The organism is Streptomyces angustmyceticus (genome assembly GCF_040701845.1).
Classification (GTDB): domain Bacteria; phylum Actinomycetota; class Actinomycetes; order Streptomycetales; family Streptomycetaceae; genus Streptomyces; species Streptomyces angustmyceticus_A.
Genome location: NZ_JBFBHQ010000040.1, coordinates 25,763 through 43,578, shown reverse-complemented (window position 1 = coordinate 43,578; position 17,816 = coordinate 25,763). Strand labels below are relative to the sequence as shown.

The following is a 17,816-nucleotide window of genomic DNA, read 5'->3' as shown; positions in this document are numbered from 1 at the left end:
ACCGGCGACGTCCTTGCCGGAGTCGGCCTCGGTGAGCTTCACATCGGTCAACTTGCCACCGGTGACCTTCACACCGGTGTCGTTGATGCTGGCGTGGGTGGCGCCGTCCTTCGACGAAATCCGGATCTTGGCAGCGGACGCGTTGCCGGCGTCGGCGCCCGCACCGTTCTTGCCGTCGTCGCCCGTGCCTGCCGAGGGTCCGTCGCCGCAGGCGGAGAGCGTCAACGCGCCCGCCGTGAGCAGTGTGGCGACGGTCAGCAGGCGGCGCATCCGGCGGCGTCGCGGCCGGGCCGGCACCTGCTGTTCGGTGGCAGGCGGCAACTGGCGTGGCAGGAGGGGCCGTTCGGACGCCGGAGTGTGCGGTGAGGTCATGAGCTGCTCCAGACGAAGGCTGTGCGATGTGGTGGGCACGCGTGGTCCGCCGCGGGCGCCTCCACCGAAGTGGCGATGTCGCGTGCCCATCCCTTCACTGCCGCAGGGCGGACCTCTCCAGTTCACCTCGGCGATCTAAGAGGCGGTCTCACCACTCCCTCTACCCGGGCCTGGACGCCTTGTGCATCCCCGATGGCGGTGACCACAAAGTCTCGGCCGGGCGGCCGGGGGCGGGGTGGCCGGGTGGCCGGGCGCCAGGGCGCCCGGCAGCCCACCCCTGGGCCACCGAGGCCGAGCGGCCCAGGGGTCCGAGGGGGCCCATTTCGATCGGCCCGCGCATGGATCCCGGACGGCGGGAAACCGTAGCGAAGAATCCTGAGAATGCTTCTCACCTTTTCGGTTCCGGAGTCATCTCGTGGCCGATCGTCGCAATTTCCCGGGGTGCGGGCCGTTGTTCTCGTGGTGGGCCGTCGGCCGTCTCGTGGTCGACCGAAGAGTTTCCCAGAAGCCCTGGACGAGGCCCCACCGCTGGATTTCAATGGCGGACATTCAGGGGGCAGGACGGGCGCAATCGCCCTCCTGGGCTTTTCTGGCCGGCCCCGTTGCTGCCGGTGTTGCCATGGGGCTCCACCTTGCAGGCCGTAAGGGAGAAAACGCCATGATGAATTCCGTTCCCGTCCCGCGGCGGGCAGCCCGCCGCACGGCCGGCAGAGCCGCCATACTGGCCGCGGCCATGCTGGTCGCGGCGCCCCTGGTGGGCACCGCGACACCGGCCGTGGCCGCCGACGGCCAGACGATCGACGACACGAAGACGTACGGTTCCGAGGCCGACATTCTCGCGGCGATGGAGAAGTGGTCGCCCGTCGAATCGGCAGAGAGCGTCATGGGATACCCGAAGGGCATCCGGGACGAGAAGGGCAATATCACGTCCGTCGACCTGGCGGATGTGATGCAGAAGTACGACCCCCAGCAGGCGGTCGCGGACGCCAAGGTGGCCGCGAAGAAGTACGCCGACGACCCGAACACCAAGAAGTTTCTCGGGGACGCCGCCCGGCAGATCGCGGACACCACCCTCACCGAGCCGGAGACCCGCCAGAACACCCTTGACGACAACATCTGGCCCGACGGCCAGAGGAACCCTGCCCCGAATTACTGCGAGGGCCGCGTCGGCTCCGACGGGACGCTGAACACCGCCGGGGCGTCACCGTGCATGTTCATCGGCAAGCTGGACACCGCACCCGACTCCAAGTACCCCAAGGCCGGGGCCAGTACGGGCATCGCGGGCGGAGGAAAGAAGACCTACAAGGTCTCGCAGCAGCTCACCGACGAAAAGAGCGACGTGGCCGGCTGGTCGGTGGGCGGCAAGGTCTCGGGCAAGGTCACCTCGACGCCCGCGAACGGAGGAGCCGGGGGAGAGGCCGGCCCCGAGTTCAGCTTCACCTACAGCTACTCCTCCACCTCGACCAAGCGGAACATGCAGCAGGTGGACGACCAGACCGAGGTCGAGTTCCCGAGCGACAAGAAGGGCAGCTTGCAGGGGCGGCGCGACGGCGCGTACTACGTCGGCTACATCGTCGTCGACAGTGTCGGGGACCCGGCGTCCAGCGCCGCGAACAAGGAGCGCCTGTTCGCCATCCCCGCCCGGGTCTTCGTCCAGTCCCCGCAGTCCAGCAGGCCGGTCACCTACTTCAAGTATCAGGAGAGCTGAGGCAGACCCGCCCGGCGCTCTCCGCCCGGTGGTCCACGCCCGGCACCGTCCCTGAGGCAGGAGCCCAGCCCAGGCCGGTGCCGGGCGATCAGTGCGAGGGGCGAGCCCTTGGACTGTTCTTGACACCTCGTCACGACGAACTGCCCCGCGTACGAGGGTCGTCCGGGGCGGCAAGGTCGCGGTGATCGGCACCGCGTAGCCTCGACCCCCTGCCGCCCGTTCCGTCGCCCCGCTCGCCACGGCCCGGGCGGCGGCATCTCCCTCCCCCTCCAGCCGATGCTTCAGGCATCCCGAAAGGACAGTGATCAGATATGCGGTGGGTTTCCACGGTCACCGCTGCGGCCATAGGAGCCGGAGCGCTCGCAGGGCCCGTCGCGGCGGCCACCCCTTCCGCCGCAGCCGGGCAGAAAGCCGCAACACCCGGGCCGGCGGTGCAATGCACCTCCACGGACACAGCGCTGGCCGACACATTGTCGCGTCACATATCCAAGGCGCTGGCCGGCCGAAAGAGCATGGCGTCGCTGTCCTTCTACGACCGTCCCTCCGGCACGCGTTGCACGCTGGACGCGTCAAAGCAGTACGACTCGGCCAGCGCCGTGAAGGCGGTGATCCTCGGAGCCCTGCTCCACCAGAAGGGCGGAACCCTCACCGCGAAGGAAGACGCCCTCGCACGCAAAATGATCACCGAATCGGACAACGACTCCACCACCACCCTCTGGAAGGAGCTGTCCGATCTGCAGGACCCCAAGAAGCCGAACCCGGTCAGGATCCAGGAATTCCTCGACAAGGCCGGCATGGGCAACACCGTGCTCGACAAGGAAGGTTCCTGGGGCCTCACCCAGGTCACGGCAGGCGACCTGGCCAAGCTGTTGCGCATCTTCTCGGGCAGTGACGACTCGGTCCTCGGCGGCAAGGCGCGGACCTATGCGCTGGACCTCATGCATCACGTCCGGAGCACCCAGAGCTGGGGAGCGACGGCCGGCGCGCCGCTCGACTCCCTGATCCATGTGAAGAACGGCTGGCTGCAGCGCAGCCGGAATCCCGATGTCGACGCTTTCGACAGGGGCGACTGGAAGGTGAACAGCCTGGCCGCCCTCACGGGGAAGGCCTACAACTCCGGGCTGGTCGTGCTCACCGAGAACAACAGGGTCCCCGAGGGCCGCCCGGCCGAGGAAGGGTGGAATTACGGGATCGACACGATAGAGGCCGTTTCGCGCGCCATATACCGGGATGTCTACCCCGGTGCCGAACCGAACGACCCCGGCCGGCCGGCTCCTCCAGCCGCCGGGCAGCCCGCAGCGGGGTAGCGGAGGGGCGGGGCGCTTCGCCGTCCGGGCCGAGGCCGGGCGGGGCCGCCTCCTCTCCCGCTCCGTCCGGCAGCGGCCGGCGTTCCTCCCCGCCGGCCGCTGCGACGAGGGGCTGGAACGGCCGAGCAGTTCACCGGCGGCGACCGGGCTCCGTCGCCGCCGGTGGGGGGCTCGTCGCCGCCGCATCCCCGCCACGATTGCCTCGCGAAAATAGTTTCCCCATGGAAAATGTTTTGCGTGAGGCACACGGGTAGGTGACGGAGCGACGCAGTGACGGGGAACAGAGAGGAGCAGCCACCATGGCGACGGCAGCGAGGCAGGTCCACACGTCCGTGAACCGCGCGGAGGAGGAGGCGGCGCCCGAGTCCGCACGGCCTTCCTTGCCGCTGGTGGACAAGGCCCAGCGGGTGGCCCCGCTGGATGCGCGTCGTCTGTCGAAGCTGTTCTTCGAGCGGATGGCGACCCTTGAAGAGGGCACGGCGGAGTACCAGTACGCGCGCAACACGCTCATCGAGATGAACCTGTCGCTGGTGCGCTACGTCGCGCGCCGCTTCCGCAGCCGGGGGCAGGAGATGGAAGACGTCGTGCAGGTCGGCACGATCGGTCTGATCAAGGCCATCGACCGCTTCGACGTCTCGCGGGAGACCGAGTTCACCACCTTCTCGATCCCGTACATCACCGGGGAGATCAAGCGGTTCTTCCGCGATACCACCTGGTCGGTGCACGTCCCGCGCCGGCTGCAGGAGTTGCGGGTGGATCTTGCGCGTGCCCGTGAGGAGATGGAGGGCCGCGGGAATCCCGAGCCGTCCGTCGCCGACTATGCGGCCCATCTGGGGCTGGCGGAGGAGGAGGTCGCCGAGGGGCTGGTGGCCTGCAACGGCTATGACGCCGACTCCCTTGACCGGCCCATCGAAGCCGGCGGCGGCAAGCAGCGGACCGGGTTCATCGCCGACCTGATCGGCAACGAGGACCCCGCGCTCGCCCTGGCGGAAAACCTTCAGGCGCTCAAGCCGCTCATGGCGCAGCTCGACGAGCGTCAGCGCACGCTCCTCGAACTCCGATTCGGCGCGGAGATGACGCAGTCCGAGATAGGCAAGGAGCTGGGCCTGTCCCAGATGCACGTCTCCCGCCTCCTCACCCGTGCGTGCGCCACCCTGCGCGAGGGCCTCCTCGCCGAGGCGTGAGCCCACGTCGCGTCGCGTGCGAAACCCGAGAAGCCAGGCCGGACCGGGTCCGACCTGGCTTCTCGGGTGGCGCGGCGTGGTGCGGTCCTACAGCGAAGAAGCCGTCGGGCCCGGCACCGGCGAGGGTGCCGGGTTGCTGCGCGGGTGCTGGGGGTTGAGGAACCACTTGCGGGCGGAGACGAGCCACCAGGTGCCGGCGAAGACCAGGACCACGCCCACGGTGATGGGGGCGTAGTTGAACGTCTCGAGGGTCACCGGGCTCTGCTGGGGCAGCATGAACAGCACCGTGATGATCACGACCCAGCCGACCGCGGTCAGGCCCACGGCCTTGGACCAGCGGCCCAGGTGCCAGGGGCCGCGCCGGAAGTTCTCCCCCTGGCGCAGCCGCAGCAGGGTGGGCACCACGTAGGCGATGTAGAGGCCGATCGTCGCGATGGAGGTGACGGCGGCGTACGCGGTGGTGTTGAACAGGTACGGCAGACCGAGGACGAACGCACCGCCGGCGGCGAGCCACACGGCGTTGGTGGGGGTGCGGGTCCCCGGGTGGAGCTTGTGCCAGACGGAGGAGAACGGCAGGGCGCCGTCGCGGGAGAAGGCGTAGATCATGCGGGAGTTGGCGGTCACCGAGGCCATCCCGCAGAACAGCTGGGCGCCGATGATGACCAGCAGCATCAGCTTGCCGGTGCTCGCGCCGAGCGCGTCCAGGAAGATCTGCGCCGGCGGTACCCCGGTGTCCGACTTCAGGGCGCCGGTGTACGACTGGATGGCGAAGGTCAGGCCGAAGAGCAGCACGAACCCGGCCGCCCAGGACACCACGATCGAGCGCACGATCCCCTTCGGCCCCTCGACCGAGGCGTTCTTCGTCTCCTCGGTCATATGGGCGGAGGCGTCATAGCCGGTGAAGGTGTACTGCGCCATCAGGAGACCGATGAGCGCGACGTAGACCGCGGAGCCCCAGCCGGTGTTGTTGACGAACTCGGTGAAGACGAAGCCGGGGGACTGGTGCTTGTCGGGGATCAGCAGCAGGGCGCCGACGATCACCACGACGCCGATCAGGTGCCACCACACCGAGACGGTGTTGAAGAAGCCGACGACACGCACGCGGAAGGTGTTCACGACGGCGTGCAGCAGGAGGATCACACCGAAGAGCGTGATCGTGTGGACGGGTGTGGCGGCGTAGCCGAACTGCAGGTTCAGGTAGGCGTTGAGGAACGACGCGGCGCCGAAGTCGATGCCCGCGGTGACGGCCACCTGGCCGAGCGTGTTGAACCAGCCGGTGAACCAGGCCCAGGCCGGGGCGGACTTCTGCGGGGCGAGCTTGTGCGCCCAGAAGTAGAGGCCGGCGGAGGTCGGGTAGGAGGAGCAGACCTCGGCCATGGACAGGCCGACGAACAACGTCATCAGGCCGACGAGCACCCAGCCCCACATGATGAGGGCGGGCCCGCCGGTGTTCATGCCGAACCCGTACATGGTCAGGCAGCCGGACAGGATGCTGATGATCGTGAAGGAGACCGCGAAGTTCTGCCGCCCGGACATCGAGCGGTCCAACGTCTGGGTGATACCGAGTTCGGCGAGGCGTTCCTCCTCCGTCTGCGTGACGCTTGGTATGTCCAATGGCATGGCTGGAGCCTCTCCTCTTGGTGGCGCGTCGGATTGCGGAACACCGTCGGTCCGTGCGGTCCCGGGGCGGCGCTAGGGCGCGGACCCCTTGACCGCCCACTTCCGGTGGCGGGCGAAGAGCTGCTGGGCGTCTCCGCAGTAACTCCACGGCACATCCGTCGCGTACGGGCCGATGGCGTCGAACACCTCGGCCGCCGCGCGGTGCTGGTTCGCGAAGGACATCGCGTGGGCCAGGTAGTTGGCGTCCTCGTGGAAGGCGGCGTGCGGCCTGGAAGGGGCCCGGTACGTCCACCAGTTCACCCACGCCTGCTGCGTCGACGGGTTGTCGGTCCACGGATGGACCGTCAGGCCGTAGCGGTGGCCCTCCTTCTCCATCCGCATGCGGTGCGACTCGGCGAGCGCGACCAGCGGCAGGGTGTGCAGCGGCATCCCGCGAGGCACATGGGCGCACCGCTCCTGCGCCCAGTGGAACATCTCGCCGGCCACGCCGTGCCAGTCGGGGAACATGTAGGTGAGGAGCTCGTGGTGGGCCTCCCTGTTCCACGGGTCGCGCGCCTCGGCCTCCCGCCAGACGCTGTGCACCGTCTCCCGCCACTGCGGGTCGCGGTCGGGGGAGTGGAAGCGCAGCAGGGCCAGCATCACGACGTAGGGCGTGGGATCGGCCGGCAGGGCGTCGCCGGCGGCGTGGCAGGTCTCCCAGGCCTCTTCCATCTCGGGACTGCTGCCCTGCCCCCGGGGGCGGGCCATCGAGCGCAGCGCCCGGACGGTGGCGAGGAGGGCCAGGGCGTGGGGGGAACGGGGTTCGGCCTGCGCCCAGGTGTCGGCGAAGGTGAGCCGGGCCCCGGCGCGGGCGAGTACCTGGAGGCGGAAGATGCGGCGGTCCCAGTCGGCGCCGGTCGCGGTCAGCAGTTCGCCCACGCTCTCCCATCGGCCCATCGCGGCGTCCTCCACCACGGAGCGCAGTCGGGAGTCGTCCCGTGCCGGATGCCGGTCGAATGCCGGTTGGCGTCTCACGGCCGCCCCGTCACAGTCTTCTCGGGCGGCAGGAGCAGGTCCTCACCGGGCGCGGGGCGGGCGTGAACAGGCACTTTTCAGGCCTCCGGTGGGGCGTCCGCCGCGGCGGAGTCCGGCGTAGGGGGGAGTGCGTCGTGCCGGGCGGACGGCCAGGGGGCCGGCAGGCCTCGGATGCCCGGCGCCCTCGACGGGCGGGACGACGGTGTTGCCGGTCGGGGCGGCAGGGAGGGGAGACGGGGCGGGGCTGCACCGGCCCGGCGTCGTGGGTGAGGCGCCCGCCGGGACTCCGGTGGGGGCGGAGGGCGGTGCCCGTGGCTCCCGGATCATCCGGCCCGTACCGCGTCGTCGCGTGCGCAGGCGGAAGTCCGATTCGGCCGTGAGGGGCAATCACCGGAATCTCCTGTACGTGGGGATACATGTGCTGCGCAAGCGGGCTGTCAACTTCGATCATGAAGTGCCGACTAGGGAAAGCAGACTATTCACTGACGCGCGGCCGCGCACATTCCTTCGGCGATAAAAGTCGTGCGAGGTGGCTTCCTGGGCGGCGTGCGGTAGTGGCACGCGCTCCCCCTGTGGCCTGGTACGTACCTTCGCGGTGTGGGTGAAGGATGTGGCGGGCGCCCGCCGTTCGTCGTCCGTCCGTCCTTCCGGATCGGGGAGCGGTGACGAATGCTTTCGCGCCGAGCGGTCCGGCGCCCTGACGCCGACGAGCCCCGGCCTTGCCCTTCCTGTCTCGCCCCATGCACTTCGGTCACGACATCGTCACAGGTTCTTCACTTCATCTCTTTCGATGTTCAACCACTCGGTACTCTTCCCGTCCTGGACGCCTCGGGAGGTACGTGCGGGAACGGTGCGTATCCGCGATATGGGGTCAACTCCCATGACGTCGGGCGGCTTTCGCGCTCACCTCGCCTCACGCTTCACCACGTGTCCCTCCGGTTTCAGCCGGGCGGCGGTTCGCGACCGTGGGCAGGGCCATGCACGCAGGGGAGTGTGCAGTCGCAAGGAAGGGGGCTGTCATGCCGGGAAACCAACGGCCGATGTCGCCGGAGGAAAAGAAGAACGCGCGGCTCGGCTGTGCGGTCGTCGCGGTCTTCGTGCTGCTCGTCGGCGGGTGCGTCAACCTGGTGAGCGGCGGTGACGGCGAGACGCAGCCGGCCACCACGTCGGCCGCGAAGTCCGCGGCGACATCGGCCGCCACGTCCCCGGCCGCGTCCGATCCCGACGACTCCGACGCCACCGAGGAGCCCGAGGCCTCCGAGGGTCCGGACGACGCCATCACGGTGCCGGACTACACCGGGCGGATCCTGCAGGAGGCGCAGGACGCCGCCCAGCGCAAGGGCATCCACCTGCTCAAGAGCCGCGACCTGTCCGCCCGGAACCGTCTGCAGGTGTGGGACCGGAACTGGCAGGTCTGCGAACAGGAGCCGGCCGCCGGGGCCGTCATGCAGGACACCGAAACGCTGACGTTCGCCGTCGTGAAGACCGAGGAGAGCTGCGACGAGCCCGACGCGGCGGGGGCCACGGGCGGCGACGGCGCGTCCGGGCCCACGCAGGAGCCGACCGGCGCCGGCGGTTCCGCCGCCTCCGGTGGGTCGGCCTCCTCGGGCGGCTCCGCGTCCTCGGGCGGCTCCGCGGTCTCCGGCGGCTCCGGTGCGGATGACGGTGGTTCTTCCGGCGGGTCGGCCTCCTCCGGAGGTTCCGGTTCCTCCGGAGGGTCGGGTTCCGGCGGCGGCAGCAGTTCCACGGGCGGCGGCGCGCAGGCTCCGGCGGGTGCCTCCGCGCAATGCAACGACGGGACGTACAGCTACAGCCGGCATCGGCGTGGCACCTGCAGCCGTCACCACGGGGTCGCCGTCTGGCTGCGGAGTCTTCCGGCCTGAACGGTCGCCCCGACCAGGGGAGACGGGCCGGGGGAGGTGCGTGGCAGGTGCGGCACACGACCGTACAACCTTCAACGGCTATGAGTGGTCTTCACAGCACCATCACAGATGCAAGGGGGATTGTTCATGTCTCACTCGCAGCATCCCGCACCGTTCGGCCGGCAGCCCCATCCCTACGCTCCGCCGCCGGTCGCGCAGCCGCCGAAGAAGAAGCACTCCGCACTCAGGATCGCCGTGGGCGTGGTCTGTGCGTGCATCGTCTTCGGGCTCGGGACCGCGGTCGGCAGCGGCGGCGACGGCGCCGAGAAGACCGTGGCGAAGCCCGCCCCCACCGTCACGGTCACCGTCACCGCGAAGGCGGCGGCGGTGAAGCCGAAGAGCGCGGCGAAGCCCGCGGAGAAGGCCAGGAGTGCCGCGAAGCCCGCGAAGGAGGCGGACGCGCCCACGGGCCCGGACATCACGGTCGGCGAGGGCAGCTACCTCGTGGGGGAGGACATCGCCGCCGGCATGTACAAGACCGCAGGTCCGGATGCCTCCGACAGCCCGCTGTGCTACTGGGAGCGCGCCAAGGACTCCAGCGGTGAGATGGACAGCATCATCGCCAACGACACGCCCCAGGGCCCGGCCCGCGTCACGGTCAACAAGGGTGAGACGTTCAAGACCAACGGCTGCAAGGAGTGGGTGAAGGTCGGCTGACCGCCCGCACGGCGCAGGGCACGGCGCCTTACGGGGCCGCGCCCTTCGTCGTCGCCGCGGGCCGTGGCCGCGGCGCGCCCGGTGGTCAGGTCACCGAGAAGCCGCCGTCCACGAACAGCGTCTGACCGGTCACGTACGCCGCCCCCGGTCCGGCCAGGAACGCCACCGCGCCGTCTCCGCCGCGGCCCGGTGCGAGGGCGTGCCGGTCGCCCAGGTCCGCAGCGATCCAGTCGGCGGTCGTACCCGCGTCCTGCAACACCCGGGCGGTGGACCGCAGTTGGTCCTCGTTCCGGGCCAGCAGCACGACCTCGGCGCCGGCGCGTCCCAGGGCCCCGGCGATGGCCCGGCCGATGCCCGAGCTGCCGCCGGTGACCAGGGCGGTCCGTCCGGCGAGGGAGAAGAGCGCGTCGAGGTAGCCGGTGGCGGTCATGGGCGGGTGCTCCTCCTGGCGGTCGCCGGCACGGGGGCCGGGCCCGTGGGAACCGGGGGTGGGCGGGGATGCGCACGGGACCGGCGCGTCCGCCGAATCGATCATGCTCGGTGCGGGGGCCCGGCAATCCCTCCGCGCGGAAAACCGGCCGCCCTGCCGCCCGCCCACCGGACCGCATGCCGATTTCCCCCCTTCTCGACCGTCCGGAACTAGTTCCTCCACTTTTGCCCGGGGCGGGGTCCTGTCGAGAGGGGGCCGGTCACGAGATATCTTGATGTCGAGCAATGTTGCAGACGTGGAGCGGAGCACCCGGTGACTGACTCGACCATCATCTACACCCACACTGACGAGGCCCCGGCCCTGGCGACGTATTCGTTCTTGCCTGTGATCCAGGCATACGCGTCGACGGCCGGCGTCAGCGTGGAGACCCGTGACATCTCCCTGGCCGGTCGCATCATCGCGAGCTTCCCCGAGTACCTGGAGGAGGGCCAGCGCATCGACGACGCCCTCGCCGAGCTCGGGCAGCTGGCCAAGACTCCCGGCGCGAACATCATCAAGCTGCCGAACATCTCGGCCTCGATCCCGCAGCTCAAGGCCGCGATCGCCGAGCTGCAGGAGCAGGGCTACGCGCTGCCGGCCTACCCGGACGACCCGAAGACCGACGCGGAGCGCGACATCCGCGCCCGTTACGACAAGGTCAAGGGCAGCGCCGTGAACCCGGTCCTGCGCGAGGGCAACTCCGACCGCCGGGCGCCGGCGTCGGTCAAGAACTACGCCAAGGCCAACCCGCACCGCATGGGTGCCTGGTCGGCCGACTCGAAGACGAACGTCGCCACCATGGGCGTCGACGACTTCCGCTCCACCGAGAAGTCCGCGGTCATCGACCGGGACGGCTCGCTGCGCATCGAGCTCTCGGGCGACGACGGCTCCACCACCGTCCTGCGGGAGTCGGTACCGGTCCTCGCGGGCGAGGTCGTCGACGCCTCCGTGATGCGGGTGGCCGCGCTGCGCGAGTTCCTCACGGCGCAGGTCGCCCGGGCCAAGGCCGAGGGCGTGCTGTTCTCCGTGCACCTCAAGGCCACGATGATGAAGGTCTCCGACCCGATCATCTTCGGCCACGTGGTCCGCGCCTTCTTCCCGAAGACCTTCGCCCAGTACGGCGAGTCGCTCGCGGCGGCCGGCCTCACCCCGAACGACGGCCTCGGCGGCATCTACAAGGGCCTGGAGTCGCTGGCCGACGGCGCCGAGATCAAGGCGTCCTTCGACGCCGAGCTCGCCGAGGGCCCGGAGCTCGCCATGGTCGACTCCGACCGGGGCATCTCCAACCTGCACGTGCCGAGCGACGTCATCGTCGACGCCTCCATGCCGGCCATGATCCGCACCTCCGGCCACATGTGGGGCCCGGACGGCGCGGAGGCCGACACCCTCGCGGTCATCCCCGACAGCAGCTACGCCGGCATCTACCAGGCCGTGATCGAGGACTGCCGGGCGAACGGCGCCTACGACCCCTCGACGATGGGTTCGGTCCCGAACGTCGGCCTGATGGCGCAGAAGGCCGAGGAGTACGGCAGCCACGACAAGACCTTCGAGATCCCGACCACGGGCACCGTGCGGGTCCTCGACGAGAGCGGCAACGCCGTCCTGGAGCAGGTCGTCGGCGCCGGCGACATCTTCCGGATGTGCCAGACCAAGGACGCGCCGATCCGCGACTGGGTCAAGCTCGCCGTCACCCGCGCCCGCGCGACCGGCGACCCGGCGGTGTTCTGGCTGGACGAGGGCCGGGCGCACGACGCGCAGCTGATCGAGAAGGTCAAGGCCCACCTCCCCGAGCACGACACCGAGGGCCTGCAGATCGAGATCATGGCGCCGGTCGACGCGATCACGTTCTCCCTGGAGCGCATCCGCCGCGGCGAGAACACCATCTCGGTCACCGGCAACGTGCTGCGCGACTACCTGACCGACCTGTTCCCCATCCTGGAGCTGGGCACCAGCGCCAAGATGCTGTCGGTCGTCCCGCTGATGAACGGCGGCGGGCTGTTCGAGACCGGTGCCGGCGGCTCCGCGCCCAAGCACGTCCAGCAGCTGGTCAAGGAGAACTACCTGCGCTGGGACAGCCTGGGTGAGTTCCTGGCGCTCGCGGTCAGCTTCGAGCACCTCGCACAGAAGACGGGCAACGCGCGCGCCCAGGTGCTCGCCGACACCCTCGACCGCGCCACCGGCACCTTCCTCAGCGAGAACAAGTCGCCCAGCCGCAAGCTCGGCGGCATCGACAACCGCGGCAGCCACTTCTACCTCGCGCTGTACTGGGCGCAGGAGCTGGCCAAGCAGACCGACGACGCCCAGCTCGCGGAGGCGTTCGCGGCTCTCGCCAAGACGCTGACCGAGCACGAGCAGGCCATCGTCGACGAGCTGATCGCGGTGCAGGGCTCGCCGGCCGACATCGGCGGCTACTTCCAGCCGTCCGTCGACAAGGCCGCGGCGGTCATGCGCCCGTCGACGACCCTCAACCAGGCCCTCGCGACCCTCAGCTGACGCGAGAGCGCGGAAGGCTCTTCCGCCCCGGCCGGCGCCCAGCCGGCCGGGGCGGTTCCGTTTTTCCGGGCGCCGGCGGAGCCGTGGCGCCTTCGCCCCATGGGCGGGTGTGCCGCGGCGCCGGTGGGGCGGTGCCCTGTGCAGGAGTAGCGTCGGCCCGCACGGCGACCGGCCATCACTCACGGGGGTACACCGATGGAACTCACCCAAGTCCGCCTGCTCGTCACGGACTTCCGTGGCTGTTACCGCTTCTACCGGGACGTGCTGGGCCTCGCTCCGCAGTTCGAGGCGCCCGAGGGCCCGTACGCCAAGTTCAGCTGCGCCGACGGCTCGGCGGGTATCGCGTTGCAGGAGCGAGCCCAGATGGCCGAGGTGCTCGGTGAGCTCGGGGCGGCGCCGGACGGATACCGGTCCCTGGTCGTCCTGCGCGTCGACGACCTCGAAGGCCGCTGCGCGGAGCTCACCGGACGCGGCGCCGTCCTCGTGCACGGCCCGGCCCCGATGACGGACCGGATGCGGGTCGCCCACCTGAAGGACCCCGACGGGAACATCGTCGAGCTCCAGCAGTGGCTGCGGCCGCGCGCAGCGGTCTGATCCGCCGCGGCTCCTCAGCCCACGAGGTCCAGCACCGGCCGCAGTCCGTCCGGGCGCCGGTCCACCGGAAGCGGGTCCACCGGAAGGAAGGAGCAGCCGACCGCCGTGGCGCCGCCGTCCGCCCTGCGGTCGTCGCCGACCATCAGGACGGCGGCCGGGTCGAGCCCCAGCTCCCGGCAGCCGAGGGCGAAGAGCCGGGGGTCCGGCTTCTGCAGGCCGTGCTCGTAGGACAGCACACAGCGATCGACATGGCCGGCCAGGCCGTGGGCGCGCAGCACCGGCCGCAGATCCCAGCCGATGTTGCTGAGGACGCCGATACGGATGCCGCGCCGGTGCAGCTCCGCGAGCACCTCGGCGGCGTCGGGGTAGGGCTGCCAGGCCTCCGCCGCCCGGGAACGTTCGTAGAGCGCGTCGTACAGGCCCGGATCGGGGAGCGGGACCTGGCGGGCCAGCCCGGTGTACAGCGCCCGGTGGTGGCCGGCGTCGCGGTCCCGGATCTCCCACAGCCCGGCCAGGGCGGCGGGGAGCTCGACGGGCGTGGAGCCGCCGGGCAGCGCGCCGGCGCGCTCGAGTGCGGCCGCCGACCGGACGAGCTCGGCTTCGTCCATGTCCGTGCCGGACGCGGTCAGCGCCGCACGCAGCCATGACTCGGCGGACTCGATCCGCAGCAGGGTTCCGGAGAAGTCGAACAGCACACCCTCGATCACCGTCATGAGCGCCATCCTGCCCGCCGTGCGGTGCCGGGCCAATACGGCCGGGACGCCAGGAAACCGTGGACCGCGGCCGATCCGGCCACCAGGGCCCCGCCCAGCAGCCAGCCCCCGACGACATCCGACAGCCAGTGCACGCCCAGGAAGACCCGGGTGAAGCCGACACCGAGGATCGAGAGCCCGGCCACCGTCCGGGCCGTCCAGTGCCACAGCGGCCGCGCCCCGGTCCGCCGCAGCAGCCACAGGACCAGGGCTCCCGCCACCAGCGCGGACAGCGCATGCCCGGAGGGGAACGCCGTGTAGTGGGCGAAGGCCACCGGGTCCGGCCAGACGGGGCGGTCCCTGCCGACCAGGGCCTTGACCGCCTGCTGCAGCCCCGTCCCGAGGAGCGCGGTGGCCGCCACCCACAGGGCGAGCCGGCGCTCCCCCCGCCGTACGAGCAGACAGACCGCCGCCACGAGCACCGCGCGCATCGTCCACGGGTCCCACACCCAGTCGGTGAGCACCCGGTTGAGGCGGGTCCAGCCGGGCTCGGCGACGGCCGTCCGGTGCAAGGTGCTCGCCAAGGAGGCGTCGAGGGACATCAAGGGGCCCCACCGCAGCACGACGAGGGCGAGCAGCACGCCGAAGAGGAGCGTGCACAGCAGGGCGCAGGGGAGGGCGGGGAGGAGAGGGGCGGATGCCCGCCGGCTGTGGTCTTCCTCGGCGGACGTACGGGTGGTGGGGAGCGGCGTCGAGGGCATGGGACGATCCTCGCCGATGACCGGCGCTCCTCGCGAGGGGCCACGCCCTATGTCAGTGCGCGCAGGCCCGGGATGAAGGCGACCAGCAGGGGGACGGCCGGTACCAGTGTCGCCACCGCCGTCATCCGGAGCCGGCGGCCGGGGGTGAACCGGGGCGCGGGGGACAGCAGCCGGTCCACCCGCTGGGGGACCTGTGCGAGTTGGGTCGGGCAGGGGCCGAACACCCCGCGGTCCTCGTTCAGTTCGACCAGGGCCAGGGCGATCGTCAGCCGGCCGAAGCGGCGCGAGGCCACGTCGTCGGCGGCCAGCTCGACCAGCCGGTGCACCTGGTCGCGGAACGCGGCGAAGACCGGGATCTGCGGGAAGCCCACGGCGAGCGCGGAGGCGCTGTACAGCAGGAGATCGTGCCGGGCCCGTGCGTGGCCCTGCTCGTGGGCGATCAGCGCATCGAGCTGTCGACCCTTCAGGCGCCGCAACGCCGAGGTGGTGATGACCAGTTGGGGCGAGGAGTGCGGCAGCCACCAGGCCTCGGGGCGGTCGCCCTCCAGGACGACCAGGCGCTCGGCGCGGGGCTCCTCGCCGGGCAACAGCGGTGCGCGGCGCAGGAGTTCGGCCCGGCGCTGCCGGCGGCGGGCGCGCGCCGCCCGTACCTCGCGGGTCAGCGCGACGGCCGTCCAGGCCCCGCCGCACGCCAGGAGCAGCGCGAGCACCCCGGCCCACGGCCCGTATCCCTTGAGTGCGTACGCCTCGACGACCACCCGGGGGGCGAAGCCGAACACCGGGCTGCGGACGGTCTCCCAGGCGGCCGAGGCGCTGAGCGACATCGCGAGCACACAGCACAGCAGGACACCGGCCACCACGCACTGCCACACCCACAGGGCGAGCACCGGCTCCCGGTCGGGCCAGTCGGAACGGGCCATCAGCCGTGGCGCCATTGCCGCGGCCAGCACGCCGAGAACCATCAGCGCGAGAGGGACCATCATGGCGTCAGCCTATGAGCGGGCGACTACCCGTTGGTACGGCCGCGAGGCGGATGTGACGTATACCACCTGCGTCAAGGGTGTGGGCCGCCGGACCCGCCGCCCGCCGCCGGGAGGCCGTACGGAGGCCGTACGGAGGCCGTACGGAGGCCGTACGGAGGCGCTTCGGCGCAGCTCACAGGGCCAGCAGCATCGCCAGCATGCCGATGCCCATCGCCACCCGGCAGGCCCGCAGCACCCCCGGCGGCCCGGCGTCCGCCGGCGCGCCCGCCGCCGTCCCGCCGGCCGCGGAGTCCGCCGCCCGGGCGCCCGCCGGCCCCAGCCGGACCCCGGCGGCGATCACGTACACCGTGTAGTAGGCGAGCAACAGGCCCGTCAGCAGTGGCACTCCGCCCGGCCCGCCGTGCTCCATCCCGCCCATCGCGCCCATCGCGCCCGGCGCAGCCGCCGGCCCCGGCGGGCCCACGGTGCCCGCCGGGCCCGTGAGGTCTGCCGGCACGGCCATCGCCGACGCCATGTACGCCATGGCGAACGTGCCCACCGCGTGGTGCAGATGCCGCCGCGCCAGCGCCCACGCTCCGGCCGTCGCGTAGACCGCGGTGAACACCCAGGGCGACCACTGAGGGGGCGTCACCGCGGACGCGGGCAGCGCCATCGCCGCCATGCCCAGCGCCATCAGCCCTTCGCCGCGGGCTTCGCCCCGGTGCGCCGCCGGACCGGTCCGCGCCCGGACGAGGCAGTACGCGGCGGCCCCGGCGCACAACAGCACCAGCAGCCAGCCGACCCACACCGGTTCGTGCACGGCGCACCTCCCCGAGTACCGCCTGCCGCACGGATCGGGTGCAGAATGCCCGCCCGGCGCCCGGCACACGGGAGCGCACGGACGCACGCAGGGGGAGCGTGAGCGGGTGCGCCGGGAGGTCCCTCAGGGCCGGTAGCGCAGCGGGTGATCCGCCGGAACCTCCGTCAGCACGATCCGGTGGCCGTCCGGATCGGCGATCCACATCTCGATGAGCCCCCACGGCTCCTGGACGGGCGGCCGCAGCACCTCCACCCCGTGCGCCAGGAGCTCCTCGTGCGCCGCTGCCGCGTCGGCCACCTGGAGCCACAGCTGGAGGGTCTCGGTGGCCGGGACCGCGGCGCGGCCGGAGACCTCCAGGAAGCCGCCGCCGAGGAAGTAGACCGTGCCGCGCTCGGGTCCGGTACCGAATTCCCGGTAGATCTCCAGCCCCAGCGCCGTGCCGTAGAACGCCCGCGACCGCTCGGGGTCGGACGGCCGCACCAGCACCCTGCTGCTCAGTACGTGCACCATGCCAGGACCCTACGCCGTCCCCCGCGCGCCCCCGGGCCACCGACGCCGAAAGTCCGTGCCGAACGGCCCTGACACGCCGCACATGCCGCTTGTTAGCCTCCGTACAGCCCTTTGTCCGGCCCTGAGAGGACTGTGCGCACCATGCCCACCGGCGAGCTGACCTTCCGTACCGCCCACGACGCCGACATCCCCGGTCTCGTCGACCTCATCGAGTCGGCGTACCGGGGCGACGCGAGCCGGGCAGGCTGGACGACGGAGGCCGACCTGCTGGAGGGGCAGCGCACCGACCCGGACGGTGTCGCCGCCGTGGTGCGGGCCGAGTCCGGCCGGCTGCTCGTCGCCGAGCGGGACGGCGCCCTGATCGCCTGCTGCCAGCTCGAACACCGCGGGGACCATGTGTACTTCGGGATGTTCGCGGTGCGCCCGCAGCTCCAGGGCGGCGGCCTCGGCAAGGTGATCATCGCGGAGGCCGAGCGGACCGCCCGGGACCTCTGGGGCGCCCGCGAGATGCGGATGACCGTCATCCGGCAGCGCGACGAGCTGATCGCCTGGTACGAGCGCCGCGGCTACCGGCGGACCGGGCAGCTCACCCCGTTCCCGTACGGCGACGAGCGGTTCGGCATCCCGCAGCGCGCCGACCTGGAGTTCGAGCTGCTGGTCAAGCCGCTCGGCCAGGAGGCGACGGGCCGGCCGGTCGCCTCCTGACCGCTCGGCGCCGTCCCGCCCGGATG

16 protein-coding genes and 1 pseudogene are annotated in these 17,816 nt (G+C 71.3%); 8 read left to right on the top strand and 9 right to left on the bottom strand.

Going from position 1 to position 17,816, the window contains the following annotated elements; all coding sequences use genetic code 11:
• Nucleotides 1–372, bottom strand: a pseudogene (locus tag AB0411_RS36775) (hypothetical protein); the annotation flags it as partial.
• A 658-nt stretch (nucleotides 373–1,030) separates the two neighbouring features.
• On the opposite strand from AB0411_RS36775, the gene AB0411_RS36770 reads away from it, so the two are divergent.
• The 3 genes from AB0411_RS36770 (at nucleotide 1,031) to AB0411_RS36760 (ending at nucleotide 4,571) form a co-directional block, all read left to right on the top strand.
• Entirely contained in the window at nucleotides 1,031–2,080 is a 1,050-nt protein-coding gene (locus AB0411_RS36770) for a hypothetical protein (RefSeq protein WP_366421584.1), read from the top strand.
• Nucleotides 2,081–2,592: 512 nt separating this feature from the next.
• Nucleotides 2,593–3,387, top strand: a complete 795-nt coding sequence (locus AB0411_RS36765) for a hypothetical protein (protein WP_366421583.1) — start codon at nucleotides 2,593–2,595, stop codon at nucleotides 3,385–3,387.
• Between the two features lie 299 nt (nucleotides 3,388–3,686).
• A complete protein-coding gene (locus tag AB0411_RS36760) occupies nucleotides 3,687–4,571 on the top strand; it encodes a SigB/SigF/SigG family RNA polymerase sigma factor (RefSeq protein WP_366421582.1) in 885 nt (294 codons plus the stop codon).
• Between the two features lie 87 nt (nucleotides 4,572–4,658).
• On the opposite strand, the gene AB0411_RS36755 is transcribed toward AB0411_RS36760, so the two are convergent.
• A complete protein-coding gene (locus AB0411_RS36755; RefSeq protein WP_366421581.1) occupies nucleotides 4,659–6,191 on the bottom strand; it encodes an amino acid permease in 1,533 nt (510 codons plus the stop codon).
• A 72-nt stretch (nucleotides 6,192–6,263) separates the two neighbouring features.
• Nucleotides 6,264–7,205: a hypothetical protein gene (locus tag AB0411_RS36750; protein ID WP_366421580.1), complete on the bottom strand. Its 942-nt coding sequence runs from the start codon at nucleotides 7,203–7,205 to the stop codon at nucleotides 6,264–6,266.
• A gap of 1,040 nt (nucleotides 7,206–8,245) precedes the next feature.
• Here AB0411_RS36750 and AB0411_RS36745 point away from each other — a divergent pair.
• Both AB0411_RS36745 and AB0411_RS36740 read left to right on the top strand, forming a co-directional pair.
• Nucleotides 8,246–9,088: a DUF3761 domain-containing protein gene (locus AB0411_RS36745; protein WP_366421579.1), complete on the top strand. Its 843-nt coding sequence runs from the start codon at nucleotides 8,246–8,248 to the stop codon at nucleotides 9,086–9,088.
• Between the two features lie 126 nt (nucleotides 9,089–9,214).
• On the top strand, nucleotides 9,215–9,784 hold the full coding sequence (locus AB0411_RS36740) for a hypothetical protein (protein WP_366421578.1): 570 nt from the start codon (nucleotides 9,215–9,217) through the stop codon (nucleotides 9,782–9,784).
• A gap of 85 nt (nucleotides 9,785–9,869) precedes the next feature.
• On the opposite strand, the gene AB0411_RS36735 is transcribed toward AB0411_RS36740, so the two are convergent.
• Nucleotides 9,870–10,214 carry an SDR family oxidoreductase gene (locus AB0411_RS36735; RefSeq protein WP_403151068.1) on the bottom strand — a complete coding sequence of 115 codons (345 nt, stop codon included), beginning with the start codon at nucleotides 10,212–10,214 and terminating at the stop codon, nucleotides 9,870–9,872.
• A 312-nt stretch (nucleotides 10,215–10,526) separates the two neighbouring features.
• On the opposite strand from AB0411_RS36735, the gene AB0411_RS36730 reads away from it, so the two are divergent.
• Entirely contained in the window at nucleotides 10,527–12,746 is a 2,220-nt protein-coding gene (locus AB0411_RS36730) for an NADP-dependent isocitrate dehydrogenase (RefSeq protein WP_366421577.1), read from the top strand.
• A gap of 195 nt (nucleotides 12,747–12,941) precedes the next feature.
• Entirely contained in the window at nucleotides 12,942–13,340 is a 399-nt protein-coding gene (locus AB0411_RS36725) for a VOC family protein (protein WP_366421576.1), read from the top strand.
• Nucleotides 13,341–13,354: 14 nt separating this feature from the next.
• Here AB0411_RS36725 and AB0411_RS36720 read toward each other — a convergent pair whose 3' ends face one another.
• The 5 genes from AB0411_RS36720 to AB0411_RS36700 form a co-directional block, all read right to left on the bottom strand.
• Nucleotides 13,355–14,053 (bottom strand): HAD family hydrolase, encoded by a 699-nt coding sequence (locus tag AB0411_RS36720; RefSeq protein WP_366421575.1) that lies wholly within the window; start codon nucleotides 14,051–14,053, stop codon nucleotides 13,355–13,357.
• Entirely contained in the window at nucleotides 14,050–14,793 is a 744-nt protein-coding gene (locus AB0411_RS36715) for a phosphatase PAP2 family protein (RefSeq protein ID WP_366421574.1), read from the bottom strand. The genes AB0411_RS36720 and AB0411_RS36715 overlap by 4 nt, the downstream gene beginning before the upstream one ends.
• A gap of 47 nt (nucleotides 14,794–14,840) precedes the next feature.
• Entirely contained in the window at nucleotides 14,841–15,776 is a 936-nt protein-coding gene (locus tag AB0411_RS36710; protein ID WP_366421573.1) for a M56 family metallopeptidase, read from the bottom strand.
• Nucleotides 15,777–15,948: 172 nt separating this feature from the next.
• A complete protein-coding gene (locus AB0411_RS36705) occupies nucleotides 15,949–16,575 on the bottom strand; it encodes a DUF5134 domain-containing protein (RefSeq protein ID WP_366421572.1) in 627 nt (208 codons plus the stop codon).
• Between the two features lie 123 nt (nucleotides 16,576–16,698).
• Complete coding sequence (locus tag AB0411_RS36700) at nucleotides 16,699–17,085, bottom strand: VOC family protein (protein ID WP_366421571.1); 387 nt, start codon at nucleotides 17,083–17,085, stop codon at nucleotides 16,699–16,701.
• Between the two features lie 141 nt (nucleotides 17,086–17,226).
• Between AB0411_RS36700 and AB0411_RS36695 the strand changes: the two genes are divergently transcribed.
• Nucleotides 17,227–17,790: a GNAT family N-acetyltransferase gene (locus tag AB0411_RS36695; RefSeq protein WP_366421570.1), complete on the top strand. Its 564-nt coding sequence runs from the start codon at nucleotides 17,227–17,229 to the stop codon at nucleotides 17,788–17,790.
• Nucleotides 17,791–17,816 lie beyond the last annotated feature (26 nt).

Bases quoted from the DNA above. Each gene is read 5' to 3' on its own strand.
- AB0411_RS36710 (WP_366421573.1), bottom strand. From the start codon at position 15,776: ATGATGGTCCCTCTCGCGCTGATGGTTCTCGGCGTGCTGGCCGCGGCA.
- AB0411_RS36695 (WP_366421570.1), top strand. From the start codon at position 17,227: ATGCCCACCGGCGAGCTGACCTTCCGTACCGCCCACGACGCCGACATC.
- AB0411_RS36770 (WP_366421584.1), top strand. From the start codon at position 1,031: ATGATGAATTCCGTTCCCGTCCCGCGGCGGGCAGCCCGCCGCACGGCC.
- AB0411_RS36760 (WP_366421582.1), top strand. From the start codon at position 3,687: ATGGCGACGGCAGCGAGGCAGGTCCACACGTCCGTGAACCGCGCGGAG.
- AB0411_RS36740 (WP_366421578.1), top strand. From the start codon at position 9,215: ATGTCTCACTCGCAGCATCCCGCACCGTTCGGCCGGCAGCCCCATCCC.
- AB0411_RS36745 (WP_366421579.1), top strand. From the start codon at position 8,246: ATGTCGCCGGAGGAAAAGAAGAACGCGCGGCTCGGCTGTGCGGTCGTC.
- AB0411_RS36725 (WP_366421576.1), top strand. From the start codon at position 12,942: ATGGAACTCACCCAAGTCCGCCTGCTCGTCACGGACTTCCGTGGCTGT.
- AB0411_RS36700 (WP_366421571.1), bottom strand. From the start codon at position 17,085: ATGGTGCACGTACTGAGCAGCAGGGTGCTGGTGCGGCCGTCCGACCCC.
- AB0411_RS36720 (WP_366421575.1), bottom strand. From the start codon at position 14,053: ATGACGGTGATCGAGGGTGTGCTGTTCGACTTCTCCGGAACCCTGCTG.
- AB0411_RS36715 (WP_366421574.1), bottom strand. From the start codon at position 14,793: ATGCCCTCGACGCCGCTCCCCACCACCCGTACGTCCGCCGAGGAAGAC.
- AB0411_RS36755 (WP_366421581.1), bottom strand. From the start codon at position 6,191: ATGCCATTGGACATACCAAGCGTCACGCAGACGGAGGAGGAACGCCTC.
- AB0411_RS36765 (WP_366421583.1), top strand. From the start codon at position 2,593: ATGGCGTCGCTGTCCTTCTACGACCGTCCCTCCGGCACGCGTTGCACG.
- AB0411_RS36735 (WP_403151068.1), bottom strand. From the start codon at position 10,214: ATGACCGCCACCGGCTACCTCGACGCGCTCTTCTCCCTCGCCGGACGG.